The organism is Streptomyces iakyrus, from assembly GCF_000717055.1.
Classification (GTDB): Bacteria; Actinomycetota; Actinomycetes; order Streptomycetales; family Streptomycetaceae; genus Streptomyces; species Streptomyces iakyrus.
Genome location: NZ_JNXI01000004.1, coordinates 274,798 through 295,857 on the forward strand (window position 1 = coordinate 274,798; position 21,060 = coordinate 295,857).

Annotated in this window: 22 protein-coding genes, 1 tRNA gene and 2 pseudogenes; 14 read left to right on the plus strand and 11 right to left on the minus strand. The window is 73.1% G+C overall.

Annotation, left to right across the window (positions count from 1 at the left end):
* Positions 1-205 precede the first annotated feature (205 nt).
* The 11 genes from OO68_RS09365 to OO68_RS09415 all read left to right on the plus strand — a co-directional run bounded on the left by OO68_RS09365 (position 206) and on the right by OO68_RS09415 (position 9,431).
* A complete protein-coding gene (locus tag OO68_RS09365; protein ID WP_033307744.1) occupies positions 206-2,416 on the plus strand; it encodes an ATP-binding protein in 2,211 nt (736 codons plus the stop codon).
* Between the two features lie 68 nt (positions 2,417-2,484).
* Positions 2,485-2,916 (plus strand): roadblock/LC7 domain-containing protein, encoded by a 432-nt coding sequence (locus OO68_RS09370; protein ID WP_031135180.1) that lies wholly within the window; start codon positions 2,485-2,487, stop codon positions 2,914-2,916.
* Between the two features lie 2 nt (positions 2,917-2,918).
* Positions 2,919-3,290: a DUF742 domain-containing protein gene (locus tag OO68_RS09375; RefSeq protein ID WP_033307745.1), complete on the plus strand. Its 372-nt coding sequence runs from the start codon at positions 2,919-2,921 to the stop codon at positions 3,288-3,290.
* Complete coding sequence (locus tag OO68_RS09380; RefSeq protein ID WP_033307746.1) at positions 3,268-3,897, plus strand: GTP-binding protein; 630 nt, start codon at positions 3,268-3,270, stop codon at positions 3,895-3,897. The genes OO68_RS09375 and OO68_RS09380 overlap by 23 nt, the downstream gene beginning before the upstream one ends.
* 61 nt (positions 3,898-3,958) lie before the next feature.
* Positions 3,959-4,531, plus strand: coding sequence for a GAF domain-containing protein (locus OO68_RS09385; protein ID WP_033307747.1), 573 nt, complete (start codon positions 3,959-3,961; stop codon positions 4,529-4,531).
* A 172-nt stretch (positions 4,532-4,703) separates the two neighbouring features.
* Positions 4,704-5,732: an L-threonine 3-dehydrogenase gene (tdh, locus tag OO68_RS09390; RefSeq protein WP_033307748.1), complete on the plus strand. Its 1,029-nt coding sequence runs from the start codon at positions 4,704-4,706 to the stop codon at positions 5,730-5,732.
* A 36-nt stretch (positions 5,733-5,768) separates the two neighbouring features.
* A complete protein-coding gene (locus OO68_RS09395) occupies positions 5,769-6,962 on the plus strand; it encodes a glycine C-acetyltransferase (RefSeq protein WP_033307749.1) in 1,194 nt (397 codons plus the stop codon).
* Positions 6,963-6,998: 36 nt separating this feature from the next.
* Positions 6,999-7,901 carry a LysR family transcriptional regulator gene (locus OO68_RS09400; RefSeq protein ID WP_033307750.1) on the plus strand — a complete coding sequence of 301 codons (903 nt, stop codon included), beginning with the start codon at positions 6,999-7,001 and terminating at the stop codon, positions 7,899-7,901.
* A 46-nt stretch (positions 7,902-7,947) separates the two neighbouring features.
* On the plus strand, positions 7,948-8,520 hold the full coding sequence (locus OO68_RS09405) for a helix-turn-helix domain-containing protein (RefSeq protein ID WP_033307751.1): 573 nt from the start codon (positions 7,948-7,950) through the stop codon (positions 8,518-8,520).
* Entirely contained in the window at positions 8,517-9,044 is a 528-nt protein-coding gene (locus OO68_RS09410; RefSeq protein ID WP_033307752.1) for a GNAT family N-acetyltransferase, read from the plus strand. The genes OO68_RS09405 and OO68_RS09410 overlap by 4 nt, the downstream gene beginning before the upstream one ends.
* Positions 9,045-9,074: 30 nt before the next feature.
* Entirely contained in the window at positions 9,075-9,431 is a 357-nt protein-coding gene (locus tag OO68_RS09415; RefSeq protein ID WP_033307753.1) for an MmcQ/YjbR family DNA-binding protein, read from the plus strand.
* Between the two features lie 13 nt (positions 9,432-9,444).
* Here OO68_RS09415 and OO68_RS09420 read toward each other — a convergent pair whose 3' ends face one another.
* Both OO68_RS09420 and OO68_RS09425 read right to left on the minus strand, forming a co-directional pair.
* Positions 9,445-10,359 carry a transketolase family protein gene (locus OO68_RS09420; protein ID WP_033307754.1) on the minus strand — a complete coding sequence of 305 codons (915 nt, stop codon included), beginning with the start codon at positions 10,357-10,359 and terminating at the stop codon, positions 9,445-9,447.
* A 27-nt stretch (positions 10,360-10,386) separates the two neighbouring features.
* The gene (locus OO68_RS09425) at positions 10,387-11,091 is read right to left on the minus strand and encodes a thiamine pyrophosphate-binding protein (RefSeq protein ID WP_033307755.1); all 705 of its coding nucleotides are present in this window, start codon (positions 11,089-11,091) and stop codon (positions 10,387-10,389) included.
* Positions 11,092-11,227: 136 nt separating this feature from the next.
* Here OO68_RS09425 and OO68_RS09430 point away from each other — a divergent pair.
* A tRNA-Pro gene (locus tag OO68_RS09430) sits at positions 11,228-11,301 on the plus strand.
* On the opposite strand, the gene OO68_RS43025 is transcribed toward OO68_RS09430, so the two are convergent.
* From OO68_RS43025 to OO68_RS48685, 9 genes and pseudogenes are all read right to left on the minus strand, one after another.
* On the minus strand, positions 11,283-12,332 hold the full coding sequence (locus OO68_RS43025; RefSeq protein WP_245236936.1) for an MASE1 domain-containing protein: 1,050 nt from the start codon (positions 12,330-12,332) through the stop codon (positions 11,283-11,285). The genes OO68_RS09430 and OO68_RS43025 overlap by 19 nt on opposite strands.
* 105 nt (positions 12,333-12,437) lie before the next feature.
* On the minus strand, positions 12,438-13,769 hold the full coding sequence (locus OO68_RS09440; protein WP_051814555.1) for a PP2C family protein-serine/threonine phosphatase: 1,332 nt from the start codon (positions 13,767-13,769) through the stop codon (positions 12,438-12,440).
* A 48-nt stretch (positions 13,770-13,817) separates the two neighbouring features.
* A complete protein-coding gene (locus OO68_RS09445) occupies positions 13,818-14,345 on the minus strand; it encodes an NUDIX hydrolase family protein (RefSeq protein WP_033308005.1) in 528 nt (175 codons plus the stop codon).
* Between the two features lie 85 nt (positions 14,346-14,430).
* Positions 14,431-15,570 carry an amidohydrolase family protein gene (locus OO68_RS09450; protein WP_033307757.1) on the minus strand — a complete coding sequence of 380 codons (1,140 nt, stop codon included), beginning with the start codon at positions 15,568-15,570 and terminating at the stop codon, positions 14,431-14,433.
* A gap of 1 nt (position 15,571) precedes the next feature.
* A complete protein-coding gene (locus OO68_RS09455; protein WP_033307758.1) occupies positions 15,572-16,975 on the minus strand; it encodes a type I glutamate--ammonia ligase in 1,404 nt (467 codons plus the stop codon).
* Positions 16,976-17,021: 46 nt separating this feature from the next.
* Positions 17,022-17,834, minus strand: coding sequence for an SAM-dependent methyltransferase (locus OO68_RS09460; RefSeq protein ID WP_033307759.1), 813 nt, complete (start codon positions 17,832-17,834; stop codon positions 17,022-17,024).
* A 148-nt stretch (positions 17,835-17,982) separates the two neighbouring features.
* Positions 17,983-18,798, minus strand: coding sequence for a hypothetical protein (locus tag OO68_RS09465; protein WP_033307760.1), 816 nt, complete (start codon positions 18,796-18,798; stop codon positions 17,983-17,985).
* A gap of 110 nt (positions 18,799-18,908) precedes the next feature.
* Positions 18,909-19,647: pseudogene (locus OO68_RS42190) on the minus strand (response regulator).
* Positions 19,648-19,684: 37 nt separating this feature from the next.
* Positions 19,685-19,828 (minus strand): hypothetical protein, encoded by a 144-nt coding sequence (locus OO68_RS48685; protein WP_403551288.1) that lies wholly within the window; start codon positions 19,826-19,828, stop codon positions 19,685-19,687.
* 69 nt (positions 19,829-19,897) lie between these two features.
* On the opposite strand from OO68_RS48685, the pseudogene OO68_RS42195 reads away from it, so the two are divergent.
* Together OO68_RS42195 and OO68_RS09480 are read left to right on the plus strand one after the other, a co-directional pair.
* Positions 19,898-20,332 (plus strand): annotated as a pseudogene (locus OO68_RS42195) (ATP-binding protein); the annotation flags it as partial.
* 42 nt (positions 20,333-20,374) lie between these two features.
* On the plus strand, positions 20,375-21,016 hold the full coding sequence (locus OO68_RS09480) for a helix-turn-helix domain-containing protein (RefSeq protein WP_033307761.1): 642 nt from the start codon (positions 20,375-20,377) through the stop codon (positions 21,014-21,016).
* The last annotated feature ends 44 nt before the right edge of the window (positions 21,017-21,060 follow it).

Sequence of the window (21,060 nt, forward strand, 5' to 3'; positions counted from 1 at the left end):
CGTGGGTGTTGCCGGGAGCGGAGCTCGTGGTGCCGGGGTCCATGGCCCGGGCCGGCACGCGGGCCCCGGTGGCGCCGGGGCCGGGCGGAAGCGGGGGGAGTCCGGGCGCACGGCCCGAGGCGCGCGCAAGCGGCCACGCGAACCCGGACGCACCCCCGCGAGCCCCCCTGGCACCCAGGCCCGACGGACCAGTACGAGGACACCGATGTCTCACCTCCGCGCCCCGGCCGCACGCGCAGACCGCCGTGAGGGCGGGCGGCACGGACGGCCCGCCGTCCGCACCGCGACCGCGCTGCCCGAGACCCACATACGGCCCCAGCTGCTGCGTCTCGCGGTGCTGCCCCCGGTCGCCGTCGCCCTCAGCGGCTGCGCCGCCGTCCTCTTCACCGTCCGGTCCACCGGAGCGCGGCCGGGCCTCACCCTGTGGGCCGTGCTCGGCGGAGCCGTCTTCGTGACCCTCGTCGGCATCGCCGTCGCCGCGGTCGCCGCCAACCGGGCCGCCCGGTCCGTCCACGACCGCATCGGGGTGCTGCGCCGCAGCACCGCCCGGCGCGAGGCCGACCTGCGCACCCTCGTCGAGACGCTGCGCCGCGGTGACGGGCCGCCCCCCCTCGCACCGCAGAGCCGGCCCGGCGGCCCCGCGGAGGACGCCGACGACTTCGACCTCCTCTCCGCCGACCTGTCCCGCGCGCACGACGGCGCCGTCACCGCCGTGGTGCAGGCCTCCCAGCTCTCCAGCCAGGCCGGCAGCGAACAGAAGCTGGAGGTGTTCGTCAACCTCGCCCGGCGCCTGCAGTCGCTGGTGCACCGCGAGATCTCCATCCTCGACGAGCTGGAGAACGAGATGGAGGACCCCGACCTGCTCAAGGGGCTCTTCCACGTCGACCACCTCGCCACCCGCATCCGCCGCCACGCCGAGAACCTCGCCGTGCTCGGCGGTGCCGTCTCCCGCCGCCAGTGGAGCAACCCGGTCTCCATGACCGAGGTGCTGCGCTCGGCCATCGCCGAGGTCGAGCAGTATTCGCGGGTCAAACTCGTGCCGCCCATCGACGGGCAGCTGCGCGGCCACGCCGTCGCCGACGTCATCCACCTCCTGGCCGAACTCGTCGAGAACGCCACGGTGTTCTCCGCCCCGCACACCCAGGTCCTGCTGCGCGCCAACCTCGTCACCTCCGGGCTGGCCGTCGAGGTCGAGGACCGCGGACTGGGCATGCCGCTGGAGGAGCAGACGCGAATGAACGCGCTGCTCGCCGACCCCGACCAGGTGAACGTCGCCCGGCTCCTCGCGGACGGCCGCATCGGCCTGTTCGTCGTCTCCCAGCTCGCCCGGCGGCACGGCATCACCGTCCGCCTCCAGACCAACATCTACGGCGGAGTGCAGGCGGTGCTCGTCGTGCCGCAGGCGCTGCTGGGAGCGGAGCCGGGGGCGGGGACGCCCGGGGGAGCGGGGCAGCCGGCGGCCGGAGCGACCGGGACGGCCGGTGCGGATCATCCAGCCGCGCCGCGTCGGCCGGACGGGCAGGCCGGGCTGCCCGGGCCGAACGGGACCGGGAGCGGCACCGGCAGCAACACCGGTCCGGGCCCGTCCGGAGGGCAATCCCCGGTGGGGGGCGCGGACTTCGGGGTCTCGTCCGTGTCGCTGCCCGCGTCCGGAGCTCGGTCCTCGGCCCCGCTCTCCGCTCCCGCGGCCTCCCGAGGGCACGAGCAGGAATCCGAAGCAGGCCCGGCCGGGAACGCGCAGGGCGGCCGGCCCGCGCCCCTGCCCGTGCGCGGGGCCCGTCGGGAGCGCCCCACCCCGGCCGAGGCACGGCCCGGTATCGGTCCCGACGGCCGGCGGATCCTCGCCGAGAACGTGACCGAGCCGCCGACCCCGCGCAACGGCACCGTGCGCGGCACCATGGGCAAGCCCCAACTGCCCCGCCGTCGCGCCCAGGAGCACATCGTGCCCCAGCTGCGTGACGGCCCGACGCCACGCCAGGACCCCGAGCACCTCGTGGGACACGACCCCGGTCTGATGGCGGCCTTCCAACGCGGCATCAGCCTCGCGGAGGCCCAGCAGAACATGGAGGCAGGGAACACGGAGTGGGGCGACACGGCGGCGGCACCCATGGAGCCCGCCGCCCCTCTGGGCTCCGCCTGCACGGACTCCGCCGACACGGACGCCGCACCCATGGACCCCGTCCACATGGACCCCGTCCACATGGATTCCGCCCACTTGGGCCCCGCACACATGGACTCCGCCCCCGCGGACCCGGCCTCCTCCGGCTCCGCACACCGGGATCCGATGCCCGTCCGGCCGGTCCACCGGCAGGGGCTCCCCTCGGAGCTGTCCCCCTCGACCAGGCCGTCCTCCGGGTCCCGTTCCGACCACCGCACGACCACCACCCGGCAGGACGGGAGCGCACCCGCCGGATGACCACCCCCCTTCCCACCCCCACCCCCAGCGCTCCCGCAGACCTTCGTACCCCAAGGAGTCGATCCACCATGGCGAGCGATGCGCCGACCGCCCATGTTTCCGATCTCGACTGGCTGATGAGCGGTCTCGTACAGCGCGTACCGCACACGAGCGCCGCCGTGCTGCTGTCCTGCGACGGCCTCGTGAAATCCGTGCACGGCCTCGACCCGGACAGCGCCGACCACATGGCCGCCCTGGCCTCTGGTCTGTACTCCCTCGGCCGCAGCGCCGGGGTCCGGTTCGGCGACGGCGGCGACGTGCGGCAGGTCGTCGTAGAGCTCGCCTCGACCCTGCTGTTCGTCACCACCGCCGGCTCCGGCACCTGCCTGGCCGTGCTCGCCGGCCGCGAGGCCGACGCGGCCGTGCTGGGCTACGAGATGGCCATGCTGGTCAAGAGCGTCCGCCCCTACCTGGTGACCGCACCCCGGCAGTCCGTCGAATCCCCGGCGATGAGGCCTTGAGCGTGACGGCGGCCGGTGACGGGCCCTGGCTCGACGACGCGGCCGGGCGGCTGGTGCGGCCGTTCACGGTCAGCAACGGCCGCACCCGTCCGACCGTCGCGCTCGACCTCGTGTCGCAGGTGATGGCCACCGGGGCGACCCCCCTCGGCTATCTCGGCCCCGAACACGTGCAGGCGCTCGAACGGTGCCGGGTGCCCGTCGCCGTCGCGGAGGTCGCCGCCCATCTCAAACTGCCGGTGGCCGTCACCAAGGTGCTGCTGGCGGACCTCGTCGACTGCGGGGCGCTGACCACCAAGCCCCCCGCGTTCCACCACAACCCGACGGACCGGGCCCTTCTGGAGGCAGTGCTCGATGGACTACGACGACAGCTCTGACTACACCGACGGACCGGGCCACGGCGCCGACCCGTTCCCCACCGCGCTGAAGATCCTGGTGGCGGGCGGGTTCGGCGTGGGCAAGACGACCTTCGTCGGCGCGGTCAGCGAGATCGCGCCGCTCAGCACGGAGGAGCTGCTCACCACCGTCAGCGCCGCGACCGACAACCTCGACGGCATCGAGAACAAGGTCGAGACGACCGTGGCCATGGACTTCGGCCGTATCACCCTCGACCCGGAGCACGTGCTGTACCTGTTCGGCACGCCCGGGCAGGAGCGCTTCTGGTTCATGTGGGACGAGTTGTGCGAGGGCGCGCTCGGCGCGGTCATCCTCGCCGACACCCGCCGGCTTCAGGAGTGTTTCGCCGCCGTCGACTTCTTCGAACAGCGCGGCCTCGGCTTCATCGTCGCCGTCAACGAGTTCGACGGTGCCTACCGCTACGACCCCGAGGAGGTGCGCGGCGCGCTGGATCTGTCCGCGGACGTCCCCGTCGTGTGCTGCGACGCGCGGATCTCCAGCTCCGGGGTCCAGACCCTGCTGACCCTGGTACGTCATCTCATCGCCCATACCCCGGCCCCCGCGACGGAGTACGGCGCCCACATGTGATCCCCTTACACCCGCCACGGAGTTCATATATGACGCAAGCCCACGGCCCAGGAGCTCGCCCATGACCTACGACCCGCCGCGCCCGGCCGGTCGTCTGCTGCTCACACCCGAGGACACGGAGGCTCCCGCCCGCACCCGCCGTCTGCGCCGACTGGGCCTGGGGGAGCGCCCCGAACCCGCACTCGACGCCTTCGCGCACCGCCTCGCCGAGCTCACCGGGGCGCCGTACGCCATGGTCAACCTCCCCGACGAGCACGGGCAGTTCTACGCGGGCCTGTTCGTGCCGGCCGTCGCGCCGGTGGTGCGCAGCGACGGCGCCAGCCCGCGCCTCGGCCGTGCCCTGCCCCGCGACCACGGCTTCTGCCCCCATGTGGTGGCCCGCCGCAAGGCCCTCGTCCTGGAGGACGTCGGCGACTATCCGCGGTTCGCGGGCAACCCGGTGGTCGACGAGTTCGGCATCCGCTCCTATCTGGGGGCGCCGCTCATCGACGGCACCGGCCTGGTGCTGGGCACGGTCAGCGTCGCGGACGTCGAGCCGCGCCCGTGGGGGAAGCCCGGCCTGACGGCGATCAAGGAGCACGCCGCGCTGCTCGTCGTGGAACTGGAGAGCCGGGACGGCCTGCCGCCCTACTGAAGCCCGGCCGGGACCCCGAGGGCGTGAAGGAAAGCTGAGGCGGCGCTTAAGAAATCCTCGATGGACCGGTCGGCCGCCGTACGGCAGATTGCAGTGCGATCCCACTCCTCTCCCGGCCCAGGGGCTGTTACGGCATGCCCGGAGCCGGGACCCACCCCCAGGAGCCGTAGCGGTGAAGGCGCTGGTCAAGCAGAAGGCGGAACCCGGGCTGTGGCTCGCTGACGTCCCCGAGCCCACCGTCGGGCCCGGCGACGTCCTCATCAAGGTGCTGCGCACCGGAATCTGCGGCACGGACCTGCACATCCGCGCCTGGGACGGCTGGGCCCAGCAGGCGATCAGCACCCCGCTCGTGCTCGGGCACGAGTTCGTCGGGGAGGTCGTCGAGACCGGCCGCGACGTCACCGACATCGGCATCGGCGACCGGGTCAGCGGCGAGGGCCATCTGGTGTGCGGCAAGTGCCGCAACTGCCTGGCCGGGCGCCGGCACCTGTGCCGGGCCACCGTGGGGCTCGGCGTGGGCCGGGACGGGGCGTTCGCCGAGTACGTCGCCCTGCCCGCCGCCAACGTCTGGGTGCACCGGGTGCCCGTCGACCTCGACGTGGCCGCGATCTTCGACCCGTTCGGCAACGCCGTGCACACCGCGCTGTCCTTCCCGCTCGTCGGCGAGGACGTCCTGATCACCGGCGCCGGCCCCATCGGCCTGATGGCCGCAGCCGTGGCCAAGCACGCCGGTGCCCGCAACGTCGTGATCACCGACGTCAGCGCGGAGCGGCTGGAACTGGCCCGCAAGATCGGCGTCAGCCTCGCGCTCGACGTCTCCGGCTCGACCATCGCCGACGGGCAGCGCACCCTCGGACTGCGCGAGGGCTTCGACATCGGTCTGGAGATGTCCGGCCGCCCCGAGGCCATGCGCGACATGATCGCCAACATGACCCACGGCGGCCGGATCGCGATGCTCGGTCTGCCCGCCGAGGAGTTCCCCGTCGACTGGGCCCGCATCGTCACCTCGATGATCACCGTCAAGGGCATCTACGGCCGCGAGATGTTCGAGACCTGGTACGCCATGTCGGTCCTGCTGGAAGCCGGCCTGGACCTCGCGCCCGTCATCACCGGCCGCTACGGCCACCGCGACTTCGAGGCGGCGTTCGAGGACGCGGCGAGCGGCCGCGGCGGCAAGGTCATCCTCGACTGGACCGCGTAACTCCCCGTCACCGCGAGCACCTTAGGAGCTTCCCCCATGTTCGACTCCGTGCGCGACGACCTGCGCGCCACCCTCGACGAGATCCGTGCCGCCGGCCTGCACAAGCCCGAGCGCGTGATCGGCACCCCGCAGTCCGCCACCGTCAACGTCACCGCGGGCGGCCGCCCCGGCGAGGTCCTCAACTTCTGTGCCAACAACTACCTCGGTCTCGCCGACCACCCCGAGGTCGTCGCCGCCGCCCACGAGGCCCTGGACCGCTGGGGCTACGGCATGGCCTCCGTCCGTTTCATCTGCGGCACGCAGGAGGTGCACAAGGAGCTGGAGGCGCGCCTGTCCGCCTTCCTGGGGCAGGAGGACACGATCCTCTACTCCTCCTGTTTCGACGCCAACGGCGGCGTGTTCGAGACCCTGCTCGGGCCGGAGGACGCGGTCATCTCCGACGCCCTCAACCACGCCTCCATCATCGACGGCATCCGCCTGTCCAAGGCCCGCCGCCTGCGCTACGCCAACCGCGACCTGGCCGAACTGGAGGCCCGGCTCAAGGAGGCCTCCGACGCGCGCCGCCGCCTCATCGTCACCGACGGCGTCTTCTCCATGGACGGCTACGTCGCCCCGCTGCGCGAGATCTGTGACCTGGCCGACCGCTACGACGCGATGGTCATGGTCGACGACTCCCACGCGGTCGGCTTCGTCGGTCCCGGCGGCCGCGGCACGCCCGAACTGCACGGCGTCATGGACCGCGTCGACATCATCACCGGCACGCTGGGCAAGGCCCTCGGCGGTGCCTCCGGCGGCTACGTCGCCGCCCGCGCCGAGATCGTCGCCCTGCTGCGCCAGCGCTCCCGGCCGTACCTGTTCTCCAACACCCTCGCTCCCGTGATCGCGGCGGCCTCCCTGAAGGTCCTCGACCTGCTGGAGGCCGCGGACGACCTGCGCGTCCGGCTCGCCGAGAACACGGCCCTCTTCCGCCGCCGCATGACCGAGGAGGGCTTCGACGTCCTCCCCGGCGATCACGCCATCGCCCCGGTGATGACCGGTGACGCGGCGGTCGCCGGGCGCATGGCGGAGCTGCTGCTGGAGCGCGGTGTCTACGTCATCGGCTTCTCCTACCCGGTGGTGCCGCAGGGCCAGGCCCGGATCCGCGTCCAGTTGTCGGCCGCGCACTCCACGGACGACGTCAACCGCGCCGTCGACGCCTTCGTGGCGGCACGGGCGGAGCTGGAGGGCTGACCGGCAGCACCCGGTGCATTTGAGACAATCGATCGCATGATCGAAGCGCGGCGGCTCCACATCCTCCGGGCGGTGGCCGACCACCGTACGGTGACGGCGGCTGCCGCCGCGCTGTACCTCACCCCGTCGGCCGTCTCCCAGCAGCTCGCCGCCCTGGAGCAGGAGACCGGCCACCGGCTCGTCGAGCGCGGCGCCAAGGGCGTACGGCTCACCCCCGCCGGCGAGATCCTGCTCAACCACACCAACGCCGTCCTCGCCCAGCTGGAGCGGGCCGAGGCCGAGCTCGCCGCGTACAGCTCGGGAGCGGCCGGCACCGTCACGGTGGCTTCCTTCGCCACCGGCATCGCCCTGGTCGTCGCGCCCGCCGTGGCCGGTCTCGCCCGCTCGGCGCCCGGGATCCGCATCCGCGTCCAGGACGCCGAGGGCGACGCCAGCCTGCCCATGGTGCTGGACCGGCAGGTCGACGTCGCCGTCGCCGTCGAGTACCGCGGGGCCCCGCCCGCGGACGACCCGCGCCTGACCCACGTCCCGCTGTACGCCGAGCCCTTCGACGCGGTCGTCCCGGTCACCCACCGCCTGGCCGACGCGCCTGAGGTGCCGCTCGCCGACCTGGCCAAGGACCCGTGGATCGGCCAGTACCCCGGCAACCCCTGCCACGACGTGGTGATCCTGGCCTGCGAGAACGCCGGTTTCCAGCCCCGCATGGAGCACTGCTCGGACGACTTCCGCGCGGTCGTCGCCCTTGCCTCGGCCGACGCGGGCGTCGCCCTGGTGCCGCGCTCGGCGCTGCGCGGCATGGACCTCACCGGGGTGGTCGTACGCCCCGTCGACGGAACGGCCCCGACGCGACGGGTCTTCGCCGCCGTCCGCAGGGGCGCCGAGGAGCACCCCCTCATCCGGCCGGTGCTGGAAGCGCTCGGCGCGGCCGCCCGGGTGTGAGCGGCCCGTAACACGACCGTCTCACATCTGGGATAGCGTCCTGGATATGAGACACGACGAGGTGGACGCCGTCGACGTGCGGCTGGGCGCACGCCTGGCCGGACTGCGGGCCGAACACGGCTGGTCCCTGGGAGAGCTGGCGGACCGCAGCGGGGTGAGCCGGTCCACCCTGTCCCGGGCCGAGCGGGCGGAGACCAGCCCCACGGCCTCGCTCCTGAACCGCCTGTGCGCTGTCTACGGGCGCACCATGTCCCAGCTGCTCAGCGAGGTCGAGGCCGAACCGGAGGCCGTGGTCCGCTCCGCCGCGCAGCCCCTCTGGCAGGACCGGACCTCCGGCTTCGTCCGGCGGTCCGTGTCGCCCCCGCACCCCGCCCTGCGCGGCGAACTGGTCGAGGCCCGCCTCGCCCCCGGCGCCGATATCGCCTACGACCGTTCGCCCATGGCCGGTCTCGAACAGCACCTCTGGATCCTGGAAGGGGCTCTCGACGTGACCGAGCAGGACACCGAGCACCACCTCCGCACCGGGGACTGCCTGCGGATGCGGGTGTGGGGCCCGACCCGGTTCCGGTGCGCCGCTCCCGAGGGCGTCCGGTACCTGCTGGCGGTGGTGCGGCCGTGATCCGACTGGACGCGGCTCAACTGCTGGAACGTGCTGGGGACTTGGCGGATCTGCTGGTCGGCACAGTGAACGGGGGTGCCTCGGTCGGCTTCCTCGCCCCGCTCGCCCGCGCGCAGGCCCTGGCCTGGTGGCAGGAACGGGCCGCAGACGTCGCGGCGGGCCGACTCGCCGTCTGGGCGGCGCTCGACGGGGACCGGGTGCTCGGCACGGTCAGTCTGGCCTTCCCGGACAAGGCCAACAGCCTGCACCGCGCCGAGCTCGTGAAGCTGATGGTGCACCCGGACGCCCGTGGGCGCGGCCTCGGCCGCGGGCTCCTGACCACGGCGGAGGACGCGGCCGCGGCGGCCGGCATCACCCTCCTGCACCTGGACACCGAGACCGGCAGCCCCGCCGAGCGGCTGTACCGGTCCGCCGGCTGGACCCCGGCCGGCGCGATCCCCGACTACGCGGCGGACCCCGGCGGAGTGCTGCGCCCGACGACGATCTACTACAAGCACGTACCGGCAACCCCTCTCACCAGGTGATTGTCAGTGGGAGCCGCTACCGTGCCTGCCATGCCGGATGCCGAAGACGTACGACGGATCGCCCTGTCCCTGCCGGACACGACGGAGAAGATCGCCTGGAGCATGCCCACGTTCCGGGTCGCGGGGAAGATGTTCGCCACGCTGCCGGAGGACGAGACCTCCATCGCCGTGCGCTGCCCCAAGGAGGAGCGGAACGAACTGGTGCTCGCTGAGCCGGGGAAGTTCTGGATCGCCGACCACGAGTCCCAGTTCGCCTGGGTGCGGGCCCGGCTCGACGCCATCGAGGACGAGGCCGAACTGCGCGACATCCTCGCCGACTCCTGGCGCCAGGCGGCCCCGGTCCGTCTCCTGGAGGCACACCCCCGGCTCGGCCTGCCGGCGGAGTGACGTCCTCCCGGTCTCACACCCGGGCGGCCGCCGCCCCGAGGAAGCCCCCGATGCGCTCCCGCAGCGACCGGGCGTCGAGGCCGTGGGCGGCGACGTGCTCCGCCACCTGCCCGTACCGCCGCAGCTCCCGACGGCCCACGCCCAGCCCGAGGATCCGGTGCGGCACATCCGCCAGCGCGTCGTTCGCGGCGGCCGTCGAGGTGCCCGCCAGGTAGGGCTCGACGAGGACGACGTCCGTCCCGGCCGTCTCGGTGGCCCGGCGCAAGGCGGCGCCGTCGAAGGGGCGGACGGTGGTCGCGTACATGACGGTGACGTCCAGCCCCTCGGTGGCGGCGAGGACGGCGTCGAGCATCGGCCCGACGGCGACCACGACACCGGAGCGCCCCTCACGAACCGTGAGGAAATGCTCCCCGTCGACCGGCTGCGCCTGTCCGTTGGCCTGTACGGACAGGCGTACGTACACCTTGTCGTCGCCCGCGGCGACCGCGTGCCGCAGCAGCGTCTCGGCCTCGTCCGGGTGCCCCGGCACGTGGACGGTCCAGCCGTCCAGGGTGTCGAGCAGAGCCACGTCGCCCGGCGCCATGTGCGTGTACCCCCCGGCCGGCCAGTCGAAGGAGGCGGCGGCACTCACCAGCACCGCCCCCGCGTCCTGGTGCCCGAGGTCCAGCTTGACCTGCTCGAAGGGCCGCTCCACGAGGAAACTGGCGAAGGTGTGCACGACGGGCCGCAACCCGGTCAGCGCCAGCCCCGCCGCCGCCCCGATCAGGAGCTGCTCGCGGATGCCCACGTCGACGACCCGGCCGGGATGGTGGCGGGCGGCCCCCGCGAAGCCGTCCGTGCCGATCGCGGCCAGGACCACGGCGACCCGGGGATCCTCGTCGAGGAGCCGGGAGACGACAGGGGCGAAACGGTCACGCATGGTGTCCATGGGGGAGAGGTTCCTTTCGGTGCGGATTCAGATGGACTTCGGCTCGACCTGGGCCACGACCACGTGCGGGCGGCCCGGGTGCGGCGCGGTGAAGGCGGCGTACAGGGCGTCGTGGTCACGGCCGTCGACGGTCAGCGCGGACCAGCCCGCCGCCTCGAAACGGGCGGCGATCCCGCCGGGCCGCGCATAGGTGGCGGAGGCGTTGTCGACGACGACGGTGTGCAGCCGGTCGAGCCCGGCGGGCCCGGCGAAGGCGATCGCCTCGTGGTTGCTGCCCTCGTCCAGCTCGGCGTCCCCGGTCAGCGCCCACACCCGCGGCTCGTCGCGCCCCTGGGCGCGCAGCCCCAGCGCCGTACCCACGGCGATGGGCAGCCCGTGCCCCAGCGACCCGCTGCCGATCTCGGCCCCCGGCACGAGCGTCCGGTCGGGGTGGTGGCCGAGCGGGGAGTCGTAGGAGCCGAAGCCGGGCAGCCACTCCACCGGCAGGAAGCCCTTGGCGGCCAGCACGGCGTAGTACGCCATCGGTCCGTGCCCCTTCGACAGCAGGAACCGGTCCCGCTCCGGGTCCTCCCGGCTCTCCGGGCTCACTCGCAGCACGCGGTCGTAGAGGACCCACAGCACGTCCAGCGTGGACGTCGCGGCCGGGCCGTGCTTCTCGTCGCCGGTCATCAGGCCCATCAGCCCCGGCAGATCGGCATAGGTGTACGTGTGCGTCAGTGTCACGTCGGTCATGACGACGAGCGTGCAACCTCAACCCAACTTGAGGTCAAGCGGCGTCCCCCGGAAACGGATGCGCGATCAGCGGTGCGAGTGCGGTATTGTTTCCCTGCGCGTTCGGCCGGGGGGAATCCCCAGGTCAGACGGGCAACGGGACGTGGCGCAGCTTGGTAGCGCACTTGACTGGGGGTCAAGGGGTCGCAGGTTCAAATCCTGTCGTCCCGACTGTTGGGCAGTGAGCCTGAGGCCGTATCGGATTCCACGGATACGGCCTCTTGGTCATCTCTGCGGGCGGGGAGCGCCGGCCGGTTGTCGCTGGTGGCGATCCTGGTCGCCATCTCGGCGAGCTGCCTGCACGCCTGCGTGATCTCCCGCTCGGTCTGAGCGCGCTCACCGACGGCCACTCCGAGCAGCAGCGCGGTCAACGATGCGGATCCGTTGAACGCTTGCAGGGTGAGCATCTGGGTGAACAGGTCCTGACCGGCGAACGGGCCGGAGCCCTGCGCGGCGGCGACGATCGCGAAGGTCGACACGGCGAGGGCGCAGGGCGCGGACCCGGCGAGCCCGAAGCGGAAGCCGGCCCAGATCAGCAGCGGGAAGCCCAGGAACAGCAGGGGTGCGCTGCCGGTCTCGACGAAACCGACACAGACCGTGGCCGCCGCCAGCAAGATCACCTCTGCCCACCGGGACATCGAGACGCCCCGAGGCCATCGGGCCGAGCGGAGCACGAGCAGCAAGGGTGTGACCGCCAGGACGCCCATCGCGTCGCCGGTCCACCAGACCGCCCAGGCCGACGCGAAGTCGGCGGCATCCAGCACTCCGGTGAGGGCCAGTGTTCCGCTGCCGATCGTGGCGCTGACCAGCATTCCGGTGAAGGCACCGAAGAAGATCAGGGCCAGCGCGTCCCACAGCCGGTTCAGGTCGCTGCGGAACCCCGCGCGGCGGAGCAGGGCGTACGAACAGAGGGGTGCGAGCGTGTTGCCCGCCGCGATCGCGAGGACGGCCCACACGGACGGCCCCAGGGCGATATTGGCCAGGAACGCGCCGAGGGCGATCCCCGGCCAGACCCGCGGCCCGAGCAGGAGCAGACTCGTCACCGCGATGCCGCTCGGCGGCCACAGCGGAGTGACCTGCTCACGGACCAGCTGCTGGAGCAGTCCCAGCTCGGCAGACCCGTAGTACAGCGCTGCGACGGCACACATCTCCAGGACGGCCCAGCCGCCGCGCCGGGACCCTGCCTGCCGCGCGACAGCCATCGGGGACCTCCGCTTCGACATCTCCCCGACCATCATCCGCCGGATCTCCTGGAACCTCCACAACACCGCTGAACCGCATGATCGGTCCTCAAGGGCGTGCGGGCGTCAGGCGGGCGGGGTGCGCAGGGCGAGGATGGCCATGTCGTCGTGACCGTCGCTGGGGTGGTGATCGGCCAGGGCGCACACGAATTCCCGCAGGGGCAGGGCGCTGTGGACCGCGGCGAGCTCGGCCAGCTGGCCCAGACTCTCGTCGATGGAGTGGGAGGGATGCTCGATCAGGCCGTCGGTGAAGAAGAGCAGGGTGGTGCCGGGGAGCAGGAGGCGGGAGTGGTCGGGGCGTGGTTCTCCGGGGTCGACCCCGAGCGGCAGCCCGGGCTCGGCGGTCAGGATCTCCACCCGGCCCTCCGGGGTGATCAGCAGGGGCGGGACATGCCCCGCGGTGCTCCAGTGCAGTCGCCAGCCGTGCCCCTCCGGCTCGATCCGGGCCAGAGCGGTGGTCGTGACCGGGTTGGGCGTGACCGCCTGAAGTGTGCGGTCGAGCCGGGTCAGGACCGCCGCCGGCGAACTGCCCCCGTCGAAGAGCAGTGCGCGCAGCATGTTGCGGGTGGACGCCATGGTGGCGGCGGCGTGCAGGTCGTGTCCGACCACGTCGCCGATGACGACCGCCACGACATCGCCGGGCAGCGGAATGGCGTCGTACCAGTCACCGCCGAGCTTGCTGGGTTCCGCGGCCGGCCGGTAGACGGCCGCGGCGGTGAACGGTCGCAGGTCGGGCAGCGTGGGCAGCAGGAGCCGCTGGAACTGCTCGGCTCCGACGCGCACCTGTTCGAACAGACGGACGTTCTCGATCGCGATGCCGGCTGCGCTGGCCAGGGCCATCACGACGTTCTCGTCATGGACGTCGAAGGGCTGCCCGTCGCGGCGCTCGGAGAGGTACAGGTCGCCGTAGATCTCGCCGCGGACGCTGATGGCGACGCCGAGCAGGGTCCGCAGGTGCGGATGCCCGGACGGGAAGCCGACGGACGCCGCATGGGCCGGGATGTCGCTGATCCGCAGGGGCTCGGGGTGGCTGATCAGATGTCCGAGGACACCCCGGCCGGTCGGCAGGCCGGTATCCGCCAGGTCGGCCCGCTCCCGCTCGGAGAGGCCGGCGGTGATGAACTGTTCCAGGTGCTCACCGGTCTCGTTGAGCACGCCGAGGGCACCGTAATGGGCGCCGACCAGGTCCATGGCGGTGGTCACGATGCGGTGCAGTACCGCGGGCAGCTCCACCTCACGGCTGATGGCCACCACGGCGTCCAGCAGGCCCTGCATCCGGTCCATCGCGTCCAGCATGGCGCGCAGCTGCTCGTCGATCCGGCCCAGCTCGCTGCGCAGGCGCACGTGCAGCTCGGGCAGGTGGGCCTGCCCCGGGAACGGGTCCTGCTCTGCCGCCATCGCGTACGCCTCCCGGCCGGAGGTCGGTCACGTGATAGAGCTTAGGCCTCAGATCACGCAACCCGCATGCGCCAGCGCCTGCTTCAGCAGCACCCCGTGCCCGCCCGGCATCTCGCTCTGCACCGCTTCCGAGACGGCCTCCTGCGGGCTGAACCACACCAGGTCGAGGGCGTCCTGCCGGGGCCGGCAGTCACCCGTCACCGGCACGATGTAGGCGAGGGACACCGCGTGCTGGCGCGGGTCGTGGTACGGCGTGATGCCCTGCGTCGGGAAGTACTCCGCGACCGTGAACGGCTGGAGCGACGCCGGGACCCGGGGCAGCGCGACCGGGCCGAGGTCCTTCTCCAGATGGCGCAGGAGGGCGTCGCGGACGCGTTCGTGGTGCAGCACGCGGCCGGAGACCAGCGTCCGGCTGACCGTACCGTCGGGCCCGATGCGCAGCAGCAGGCCGACACTGGTGACTTCGCCGCTGTCGTCGACGCGGACCGGGACGGCCTCGACGTACAGGATCGGCATGCGGGCGCGTGTCATCTCCAGTTCGTCGGAGGACAGCCAGCCGGGCGTGGTTTCGGTCATGTCAGACATTGCTTGATCATACTTTCAGCCGTTCGGACTTCCTGGGTAGCCGCTCTCGGAGAACTGTGACCGGCCACACGCCTGTTCAATCGTCCTGCGGCCCGTCGGTCTGCAGCCGGTAGACCCGCAGGGCGTTGTCCCGCCCCGTCCAGCGGGCGATCCGCAGGGCGTCCGGCAGGGCCAGTTCGTCGGCGTCCACCCGCTCTTGGAGCAGGCCGGCCAGGCCCTGCCGGAAGGCGAGCGCCCCGAGGTGGTGGAACTCGGGCACACCGTAGGCGTCGGAGCTGTACAGGAGTTTGCGGAACGGTGTGATCTCCAGGGCCTCCGCGAGGACCGCACCGGCCCGGGCGGGGCCGACGTAGTGCAGGGTGAGGCCGACGTCGAGGTACACCTGCTCGAAGACCGCCGCCAGGTAGGCGGCCTGCCGCTGGTAGGGCCAGCAGTGCAGGAGCAGGACGGGGATCGTGCCGGCGGTGCGGTGCAGCCAGTCCGTGAGGAGGGCCGGGTCGGCTCGGTGCAGCCGGATGTCGTGGTCGCCGAACCCGGTGTGCAGCTGGAGCGGCAGGCCGAGATCGACGGCCGTCCACAGCAGGTGCCGCACGAGGACCGGGTCGTCGAGACGCCCGCCCCGTACGAGCCAGTGCCGGGCCGCCTCGGTGACCTCCGCGTCCGTGGGGCGGGCCGGGTCCAGGCCGAAGCCGGTGCGGTAGGCCGCCACCGACTTCACGGCCACCACGCCGGGCCACCGCACGGCCTCCAGCGCGGCCGCTCCGAAGGCCTGCGCGTACGCGTCCGGTTCGACCCCGGCGCCCCGCACCGCCTCCGCGACGCCCTCCAGCCGGACGACCTCGTACGCCGTCCCGCCCGCGGCCTCCGCGATGTCACCCGGCGTCGTGAGGCGCTCGGGGACGTGGCCGGTGTCGACGCAGAAGACGTCCGTGCCCGCGGCATGCAGGAAGCGGCGCTGCACCTCGCGCCAGCCCAGATCCGAGCGGCGGGCGAGGTACTCCCCCGGGGGAGCGTGCCGGGGCAGGCCGAGCAGGGGAGCGCAGTGGCGGCGCACGGCCACGCCCACGGGGCTGTCGAAGGGCGAGACGCCCGGCCACGCCTCGCCCTCCGTGATGAGGGACTCGAAGGCCTCGCGGCCGAGATCGGCCGTGACGGTGCCGTGGCAGTGGTGGTCGACCAGCCGCACGGAATCGAGCGCCTCGCGGACCGCGCCCACGTCAGTACCTCCAGCGGTACGCCGCCGCCACCCGGTCGTCGTCCAGCCCGGCGACGGACGCCGCTTCTCCCCGCCGCACGGCGATCACCGCGTCGGCCAGGACCGGGCCGAGGGCCGCCCGCAGGACGGTGTCCGCGCGGAACTCCTCGACGGCCCGCTCCAGCGACACCGGCAGCCGCCGCACACCCCGGGCGGCCGCCTCCTCCTCGCCCAGGCCGGCCGGATCGCCGGTGGTCTCGCCCGGCAGGGCTGCGGACGACGCCAGGCCGTCCAGCCCGGCGGCGATCAGGGAGCCGATCGCGAGATAGGGGTTGGCGGCCAGGTCGACGGGCTTGATCTCCAGGTTGGCCGCCTGCTCGCGCAGGCCCGCGGTGCCGGTGACGACGCGCAGCGCCGTCTCCCGGGTCTCACGGCCCCAGGCGGTGAACACACCGGCCCACTGGGAGGGCCTGAGCCTCAGGTAGCTGGCGGGACTCGGGGCGGTGACGGCCGTGAGACCGGGCAGGTGGGCGAGGATGCCGGCCGTGAGCGATTCCGCCTCGGCCGTCATGCCGTACCGGCCCTCGCCCCCGGCGTGCAGGTTGACCCCGTCACGCCAGGCGGACAGGTGGACGTGTCCCCCGTTCCCGACGCCCTGCCCCACGACGGCCGGGGCGAACGAGACCCGCAATCCGTGCCGCTGGGCCACCGCCCGCACGGTCTGCCGGACGAGCACGCTGCGGTCGGCCGCCGCCACCGGGTCGACCGCACCCACCGAGATCTCGAACTGCCCGGCCGCGTACTCGGGATGGACCTGTTCGACGTCGATGCCCTGGGCCGCGCACGCCGCCAGCACGTCGGCGGTGTAGTCACCGAGCTCGACCTGCCGGGCCGCCCCGTACGCCGGGCCGGTCGTCGCGGGCACGAACGCGTCGCCGGGGGCGTCGCCCCGGGCCACGGTCCACTCGACCTCGATGGCGGCCCTGAAGGTGAGGCCGTGCCGCCCGGCCGCCTCCGTGACCGTCCGGCGCAGGAACGTGCGGGTGCAGCCGGGATGCCGCTGCCCGTCCTGGGTGACACGGTCCACCGGCGCCCAGGCCCAGCCGGGCTGCCCGGCCAGCACGACGAGCCGGTCGAGGTCCGGGAAGAGGCGCAGATCGCCGTCGGGGGAGCCCAGGACGTCGGTGGTGACGATGGAGTCGTCCGCCAGGAACGTGTCGAACACCGGCGACATGCCGACACCCCACGCCGCCGCGGCGGCGAGCCGGGCCGTCGGGACGGTCTTCACCCGTCCGATGCCCGCGGTGTCGACATAGGCCAGCACCACACCGTGCACGCCCCGGCCGGCGAGCTCGCCGCTCAGCGCGGTGGCCCGCGCGACATCGCCGGGACGGCCGCCGGGCACGGGATCGGCCAGGGTGGTCATACGTCCTCCGCGGTTCTCCTGGGTTTCTCCGGCGAAGGCGGCTCCGTCAGGGCTTCACGGCCACCGCGCCGTACTGCGGCACCAGCACGGCCGATCCGGGCTCGGCACGCCACTGCCCGCACGACACCATGCCCGGTTCGAGCACCTCCAGACCCTCGAAGAACGCGGCGATGTCCGCGCCGCTGCGGGCGGTGATCGGGGGAGTGGCGTTCTCGTTCCAGAACTTCATGGCCGGCATCTGGCCCGCGCCGCCGAGCTCGTCGTCGAAGGTGGGGTGGGTGAGGACGAGGAAGCTGCCGGAGGGCACCGCGGCCATCACCCGGCGCACGATGGCCCGGGCCTTGTCGACGTCGAGGACGAAGTTGAGGATGCCCAGCATCATCACGGCGACGGGCTGCGTGAAGTCGAGGGTGTGCCCGGCCCGTTCGACGATGGCGTCCGGGTCGTGCACATCGGCGTCGATGTAGGCGGTGACGCCGTCGGGTGTGCCGGTCAGCAGGGTGCGGGCGTGCACCAGCACGATCGGGTCGTTGTCGACGTAGACGACGCGGGAGTCGGGCGCGAGCCGCTGGGCGATCTCGTGGGTGTTGTCCGCGGTCGGCAGTCCCGTGCCGATGTCGAGGAACTGCCGCACGCCGCGCTCACCGGCGAGGAACGACACGGCCCGGCCGAGGAAGTCCCGGTCCGCCCGGGCGATGTCCCGGATGACCGGGAACATGCCGGCGACGTGCTCGCCGACCCGCTGGTCGACCTCGTAGTTGTCCTTGCCGCCGATCCAGAAGTTCCATACGCGCGCGTTGTGCGCCACACCGGTGTTCAGTCTCGCCGACCCTCCCGAAGGGGTGTGGCCATCACTCACGACTCGTCCTCTCCTCGCACGCCTGACCGGAACCGGTCGTCGCCGCCATTGTGCCGCTCCGATGATCACGCTGTCCCGGGATTCGGCGCAGCGGGCACGGCGGTCGGCGCCGGCGGCTCGCAGGGAGCAGATCGCCGTGCCGGACGGCTCAGTTGGGGCTCGGGGCGGGGGACTTCCCGGCCAGGACGTCCTTGAGCCGCTGGGTGCCCTGCTGTACGGCCTGCTGGACGGAGTCGTTCTCGTCCCCGTCGAGTCCGCCGGCCGTGACGGTGATCGCGTCGTCCCCCACGCGCACGGCGGCGACGTCCAGGGTGAGCGTCGCGTCGTCGCCGCCGGCCGAGCCCTGCACCGTCACGCGCAGCCCCTGACGGGCGTCCCCCACCTTGGGCAGCGAGATCTCGATGACCTGGACGGTGCGCTTCTCGCTGCCGTCGGTCACGGTGAACTGGTCGCACTTCTCCGGCAGGGTGCCCAGCCAGTTCAGGGACTCCTGCGGGTCGGTCCGGTCGTAGGAGGCGACCTGGTACAGCAGGCGGGAGTCGCCCTGCTGGAAGCCGCGCAGTTCGGAGGCGCCCGACGGCCTGCCCAGCAGATCGTCGTCGAACAGCGAGTCGAGGAGCCGCTGGCAGTCGGACGCCTGGGCCTTGGCGGTGAGGAAGTCGGAGACGTCGACGGTGCCGATGAGCAGGCTGTCGTGCCAGTTGTCGGCCTCCGTGTCCTTCACCTGCGTCCAGTCGTCCTCGATGTCCGCCTCGGTGATCAGCGCGGTCCGGGCGCCGTCCGTGGAGAGGGTGGCGGTGGGAGAGGGGGTCTGCCGCGGGCCCGCGACCTGGGACGCGGTGATGCCCCGGACGCGCGAGCCGTCCGTGCCGCCGTCGTCCGAGCAGGCGGCGGTGCACAGCAGCGTGCCGGCCGCCAGGGCGGGGGAGAGAACGCGGACGAGCCGCGACGGACGACGGGTCATCGGGAGTGCCTCCTGAGAACGGGACGCGTACCCTCAGCGCACCACCGGCGCCGGGCCCCCACCACCGGCGCCGGACCGTTCGGGTGAGCCCCGCCGGGGGTGCCCGGCGCTCACATTCCAGGCCGGGCGTGGCCGTTCTGCCAGGCCCAGGCCGCGATCTCGACGCGATTCCGGGCGGCCAGCTCGAGCCGGGCGCTGGCCAGGTGCGTCTTGACCGTGGACAGGGAGACGTACAGTTCCGCCACGATCTCGGCGTTGGTGCGGCCGAGGGCGACCAGCCGCATGACGTCCAGTTCCCGCTCGGTGAGCGGTTCCTGGAGCGGGCCCCGGGGGCCGGGGAGCCGGCCGGGGCGCGCCGTCAGCGGGTGCCGCGGCCGTGACGTGCCGGAGCAGCCGGACCGTGACCGACGGGGAGACCGGCGAGTCGCCCGCGGCGGCCGCCCGGACGGCCTCGGCGAGGAGGGTGGGCCCGGAGTCCTTCAGCAGGAAGCCGCAGGCGCCGCCGCGCAGGGCGCCGTACACGTACTCGTCGAGATCGAAGGTGGTGACCACGACCACCCGCGGGGGGTCGGCGACGCCGGGTCCTGCGAGCAGCCGGGTCGCCTCCAGGCCGTCCAGCTTCGGCATCCGGATGTCCAGCAGGCACACGGCCGGCCGCTCACGGCCGGCCAGCGCGAGGGCCTCCTCGCCGTCACGGGCCTCGGCGACCACGGTGATGTCCGGCTGGGCGTCGAGGAAGAAGCGGAATCCGGTGCGGACCATGTCCTGGTCGTCCGCGATGAGCACCCGGATGGGACCGCCGGAGCGAGGGGCGGCGCCGGCGGGGCCCGGGGGGACGGGGGCCGTCATGGGTCGATCATGCCTCAGGGAGAGGGGCAGGCCGGGGTCAGCGCTGGAACGTCCAGGTGACGGAGTGGCTGTCGGCCCGGACGACGCGCACGGGGATGTCGGCGTCCCGCCCGTCGCCGCCCTTGCCGGTGCAGGTGATCATCGCCCCGGCCACGGCCTTCAGACCGGTCGGGCAGGACACGTCCGTGAGCTCCTTCCCGACCCAGGGCAGCGCGTGGTACCTCCCCGCGGTGCGGCCCGCGACGATGTCGGCATCGAGCGGGCCGCGACCGAGGCGCCGGCGTCCATGCGGCGCACCGTGGGCGTCCTGCGCGACACCGGGCCCGAGGCCGCCGACCGCCGTCCCGTCGGTGATCCGGCCGGCATCACCGACCTGGTCGAGGGCTTCACGAGCCCCGCCGCCGACGCCACGGAGGTCACCGTCCGCCTGACCTGGCCCGCCGGCCGCCTGGAGGTCACCGTGACGGACGACGGCCACGGCGGCACCCAGTTCCCGGAGGCCGCGCACGGCGGGGGCTTCGGCATCGTCGGCCTCACGGAACGGGTGGCGGCGCTGGGAGGCGGGTTGCACGCTGGGCCGCGTGCGGGCGGTGTTCCCGGCCGGGACGTAGGGGCGGCTCCCTCGGGTGCGGCCCTTGGGACGGCCCGACTCCTGGTGCCGGGACCCCCACTCGCTGTTCAATGAGGCTGCACACCCTGCACCATCATCCGAGCAGAGGAGCCGCCCGTGTCACCCGCCGTCGTGCCGCCCCTCGGCGCACGCATCCGGCAGGCGCGCCTGGAGCGCGGTACGAGCCTGCGCGCGCTCGCCCGGGAGGTCGGTGTGTCGCCGAGTCTCGTGTCGCAGATCGAGACCGGCAAGAGCCAGCCTTCGGTCAGCACGCTGTACGCGATCACGACGGCCCTGGGCATCTCCGTCGAGTCCCTCTTCGACGTCCGGGAGCACGCCGCCGCGTCCTCGCCCGGGCCGTCACCCGGCACCGTGCCGCACGCCCTGGCCGCCCTCGCCGCCGATCCGGGGCGGCGGATCGGGCCCCTGGTCGGCGCGGACGGGCGCGAGACGCTGGAACTGGACTCGGGGGTCGTGTGGGAGCGGCTCGGGCGGGTGCCGGGCGCGGAAACCGACTTCCTGCTGGTGACGTACCGGCCCGGCGGCTCCTCCTCCGGCTCCGGGGCGCTGATGCGGCACCCGGGCACGGAGTACGGCCATCTCACCTCCGGCGAGCTGGTCCTCACCCTCGGATTCGAGGAGTACACGCTGCGGCCGGGCGATTCCGTCTGCTTCGAGTCGACGACACCCCACCGCTACCGCAACGATGGAGAGGTACCGGCGGTGGGCGTCTGGTTCGTGTCCGGCGATGTTCAGTGACACTTGACACCCATCGCGCACGGGCGTTCACTCCGGAGTGGGGG

What these genes read in the sequence shown, in the direction of transcription:
- OO68_RS09465 (WP_033307760.1), bottom strand. Translation starts at nt 18,798, where the DNA reads ATGACCCGTCGTCCGTCGCGGCTCGTCCGCGTTCTCTCCCCCGCCCTG.
- OO68_RS09420 (WP_033307754.1), bottom strand. Translation starts at nt 10,359, where the DNA reads ATGGACACCATGCGTGACCGTTTCGCCCCTGTCGTCTCCCGGCTCCTC.
- OO68_RS09455 (WP_033307758.1), bottom strand. Translation starts at nt 16,975, where the DNA reads ATGACCACCCTGGCCGATCCCGTGCCCGGCGGCCGTCCCGGCGATGTC.
- OO68_RS09395 (WP_033307749.1), top strand. Translation starts at nt 5,769, where the DNA reads ATGTTCGACTCCGTGCGCGACGACCTGCGCGCCACCCTCGACGAGATC.
- OO68_RS09380 (WP_033307746.1), top strand. Translation starts at nt 3,268, where the DNA reads ATGGACTACGACGACAGCTCTGACTACACCGACGGACCGGGCCACGGC.
- OO68_RS09440 (WP_051814555.1), bottom strand. Translation starts at nt 13,769, where the DNA reads ATGGCGGCAGAGCAGGACCCGTTCCCGGGGCAGGCCCACCTGCCCGAG.
- OO68_RS09370 (WP_031135180.1), top strand. Translation starts at nt 2,485, where the DNA reads ATGGCGAGCGATGCGCCGACCGCCCATGTTTCCGATCTCGACTGGCTG.
- OO68_RS09415 (WP_033307753.1), top strand. Translation starts at nt 9,075, where the DNA reads ATGCCGGATGCCGAAGACGTACGACGGATCGCCCTGTCCCTGCCGGAC.
- OO68_RS09405 (WP_033307751.1), top strand. Translation starts at nt 7,948, where the DNA reads ATGAGACACGACGAGGTGGACGCCGTCGACGTGCGGCTGGGCGCACGC.
- OO68_RS09365 (WP_033307744.1), top strand. Translation starts at nt 206, where the DNA reads ATGTCTCACCTCCGCGCCCCGGCCGCACGCGCAGACCGCCGTGAGGGC.
- OO68_RS09385 (WP_033307747.1), top strand. Translation starts at nt 3,959, where the DNA reads ATGACCTACGACCCGCCGCGCCCGGCCGGTCGTCTGCTGCTCACACCC.
- OO68_RS09400 (WP_033307750.1), top strand. Translation starts at nt 6,999, where the DNA reads ATGATCGAAGCGCGGCGGCTCCACATCCTCCGGGCGGTGGCCGACCAC.
- OO68_RS43025 (WP_245236936.1), bottom strand. Translation starts at nt 12,332, where the DNA reads ATGGCTGTCGCGCGGCAGGCAGGGTCCCGGCGCGGCGGCTGGGCCGTC.
- OO68_RS09425 (WP_033307755.1), bottom strand. Translation starts at nt 11,091, where the DNA reads ATGACCGACGTGACACTGACGCACACGTACACCTATGCCGATCTGCCG.
- OO68_RS09445 (WP_033308005.1), bottom strand. Translation starts at nt 14,345, where the DNA reads ATGACCGAAACCACGCCCGGCTGGCTGTCCTCCGACGAACTGGAGATG.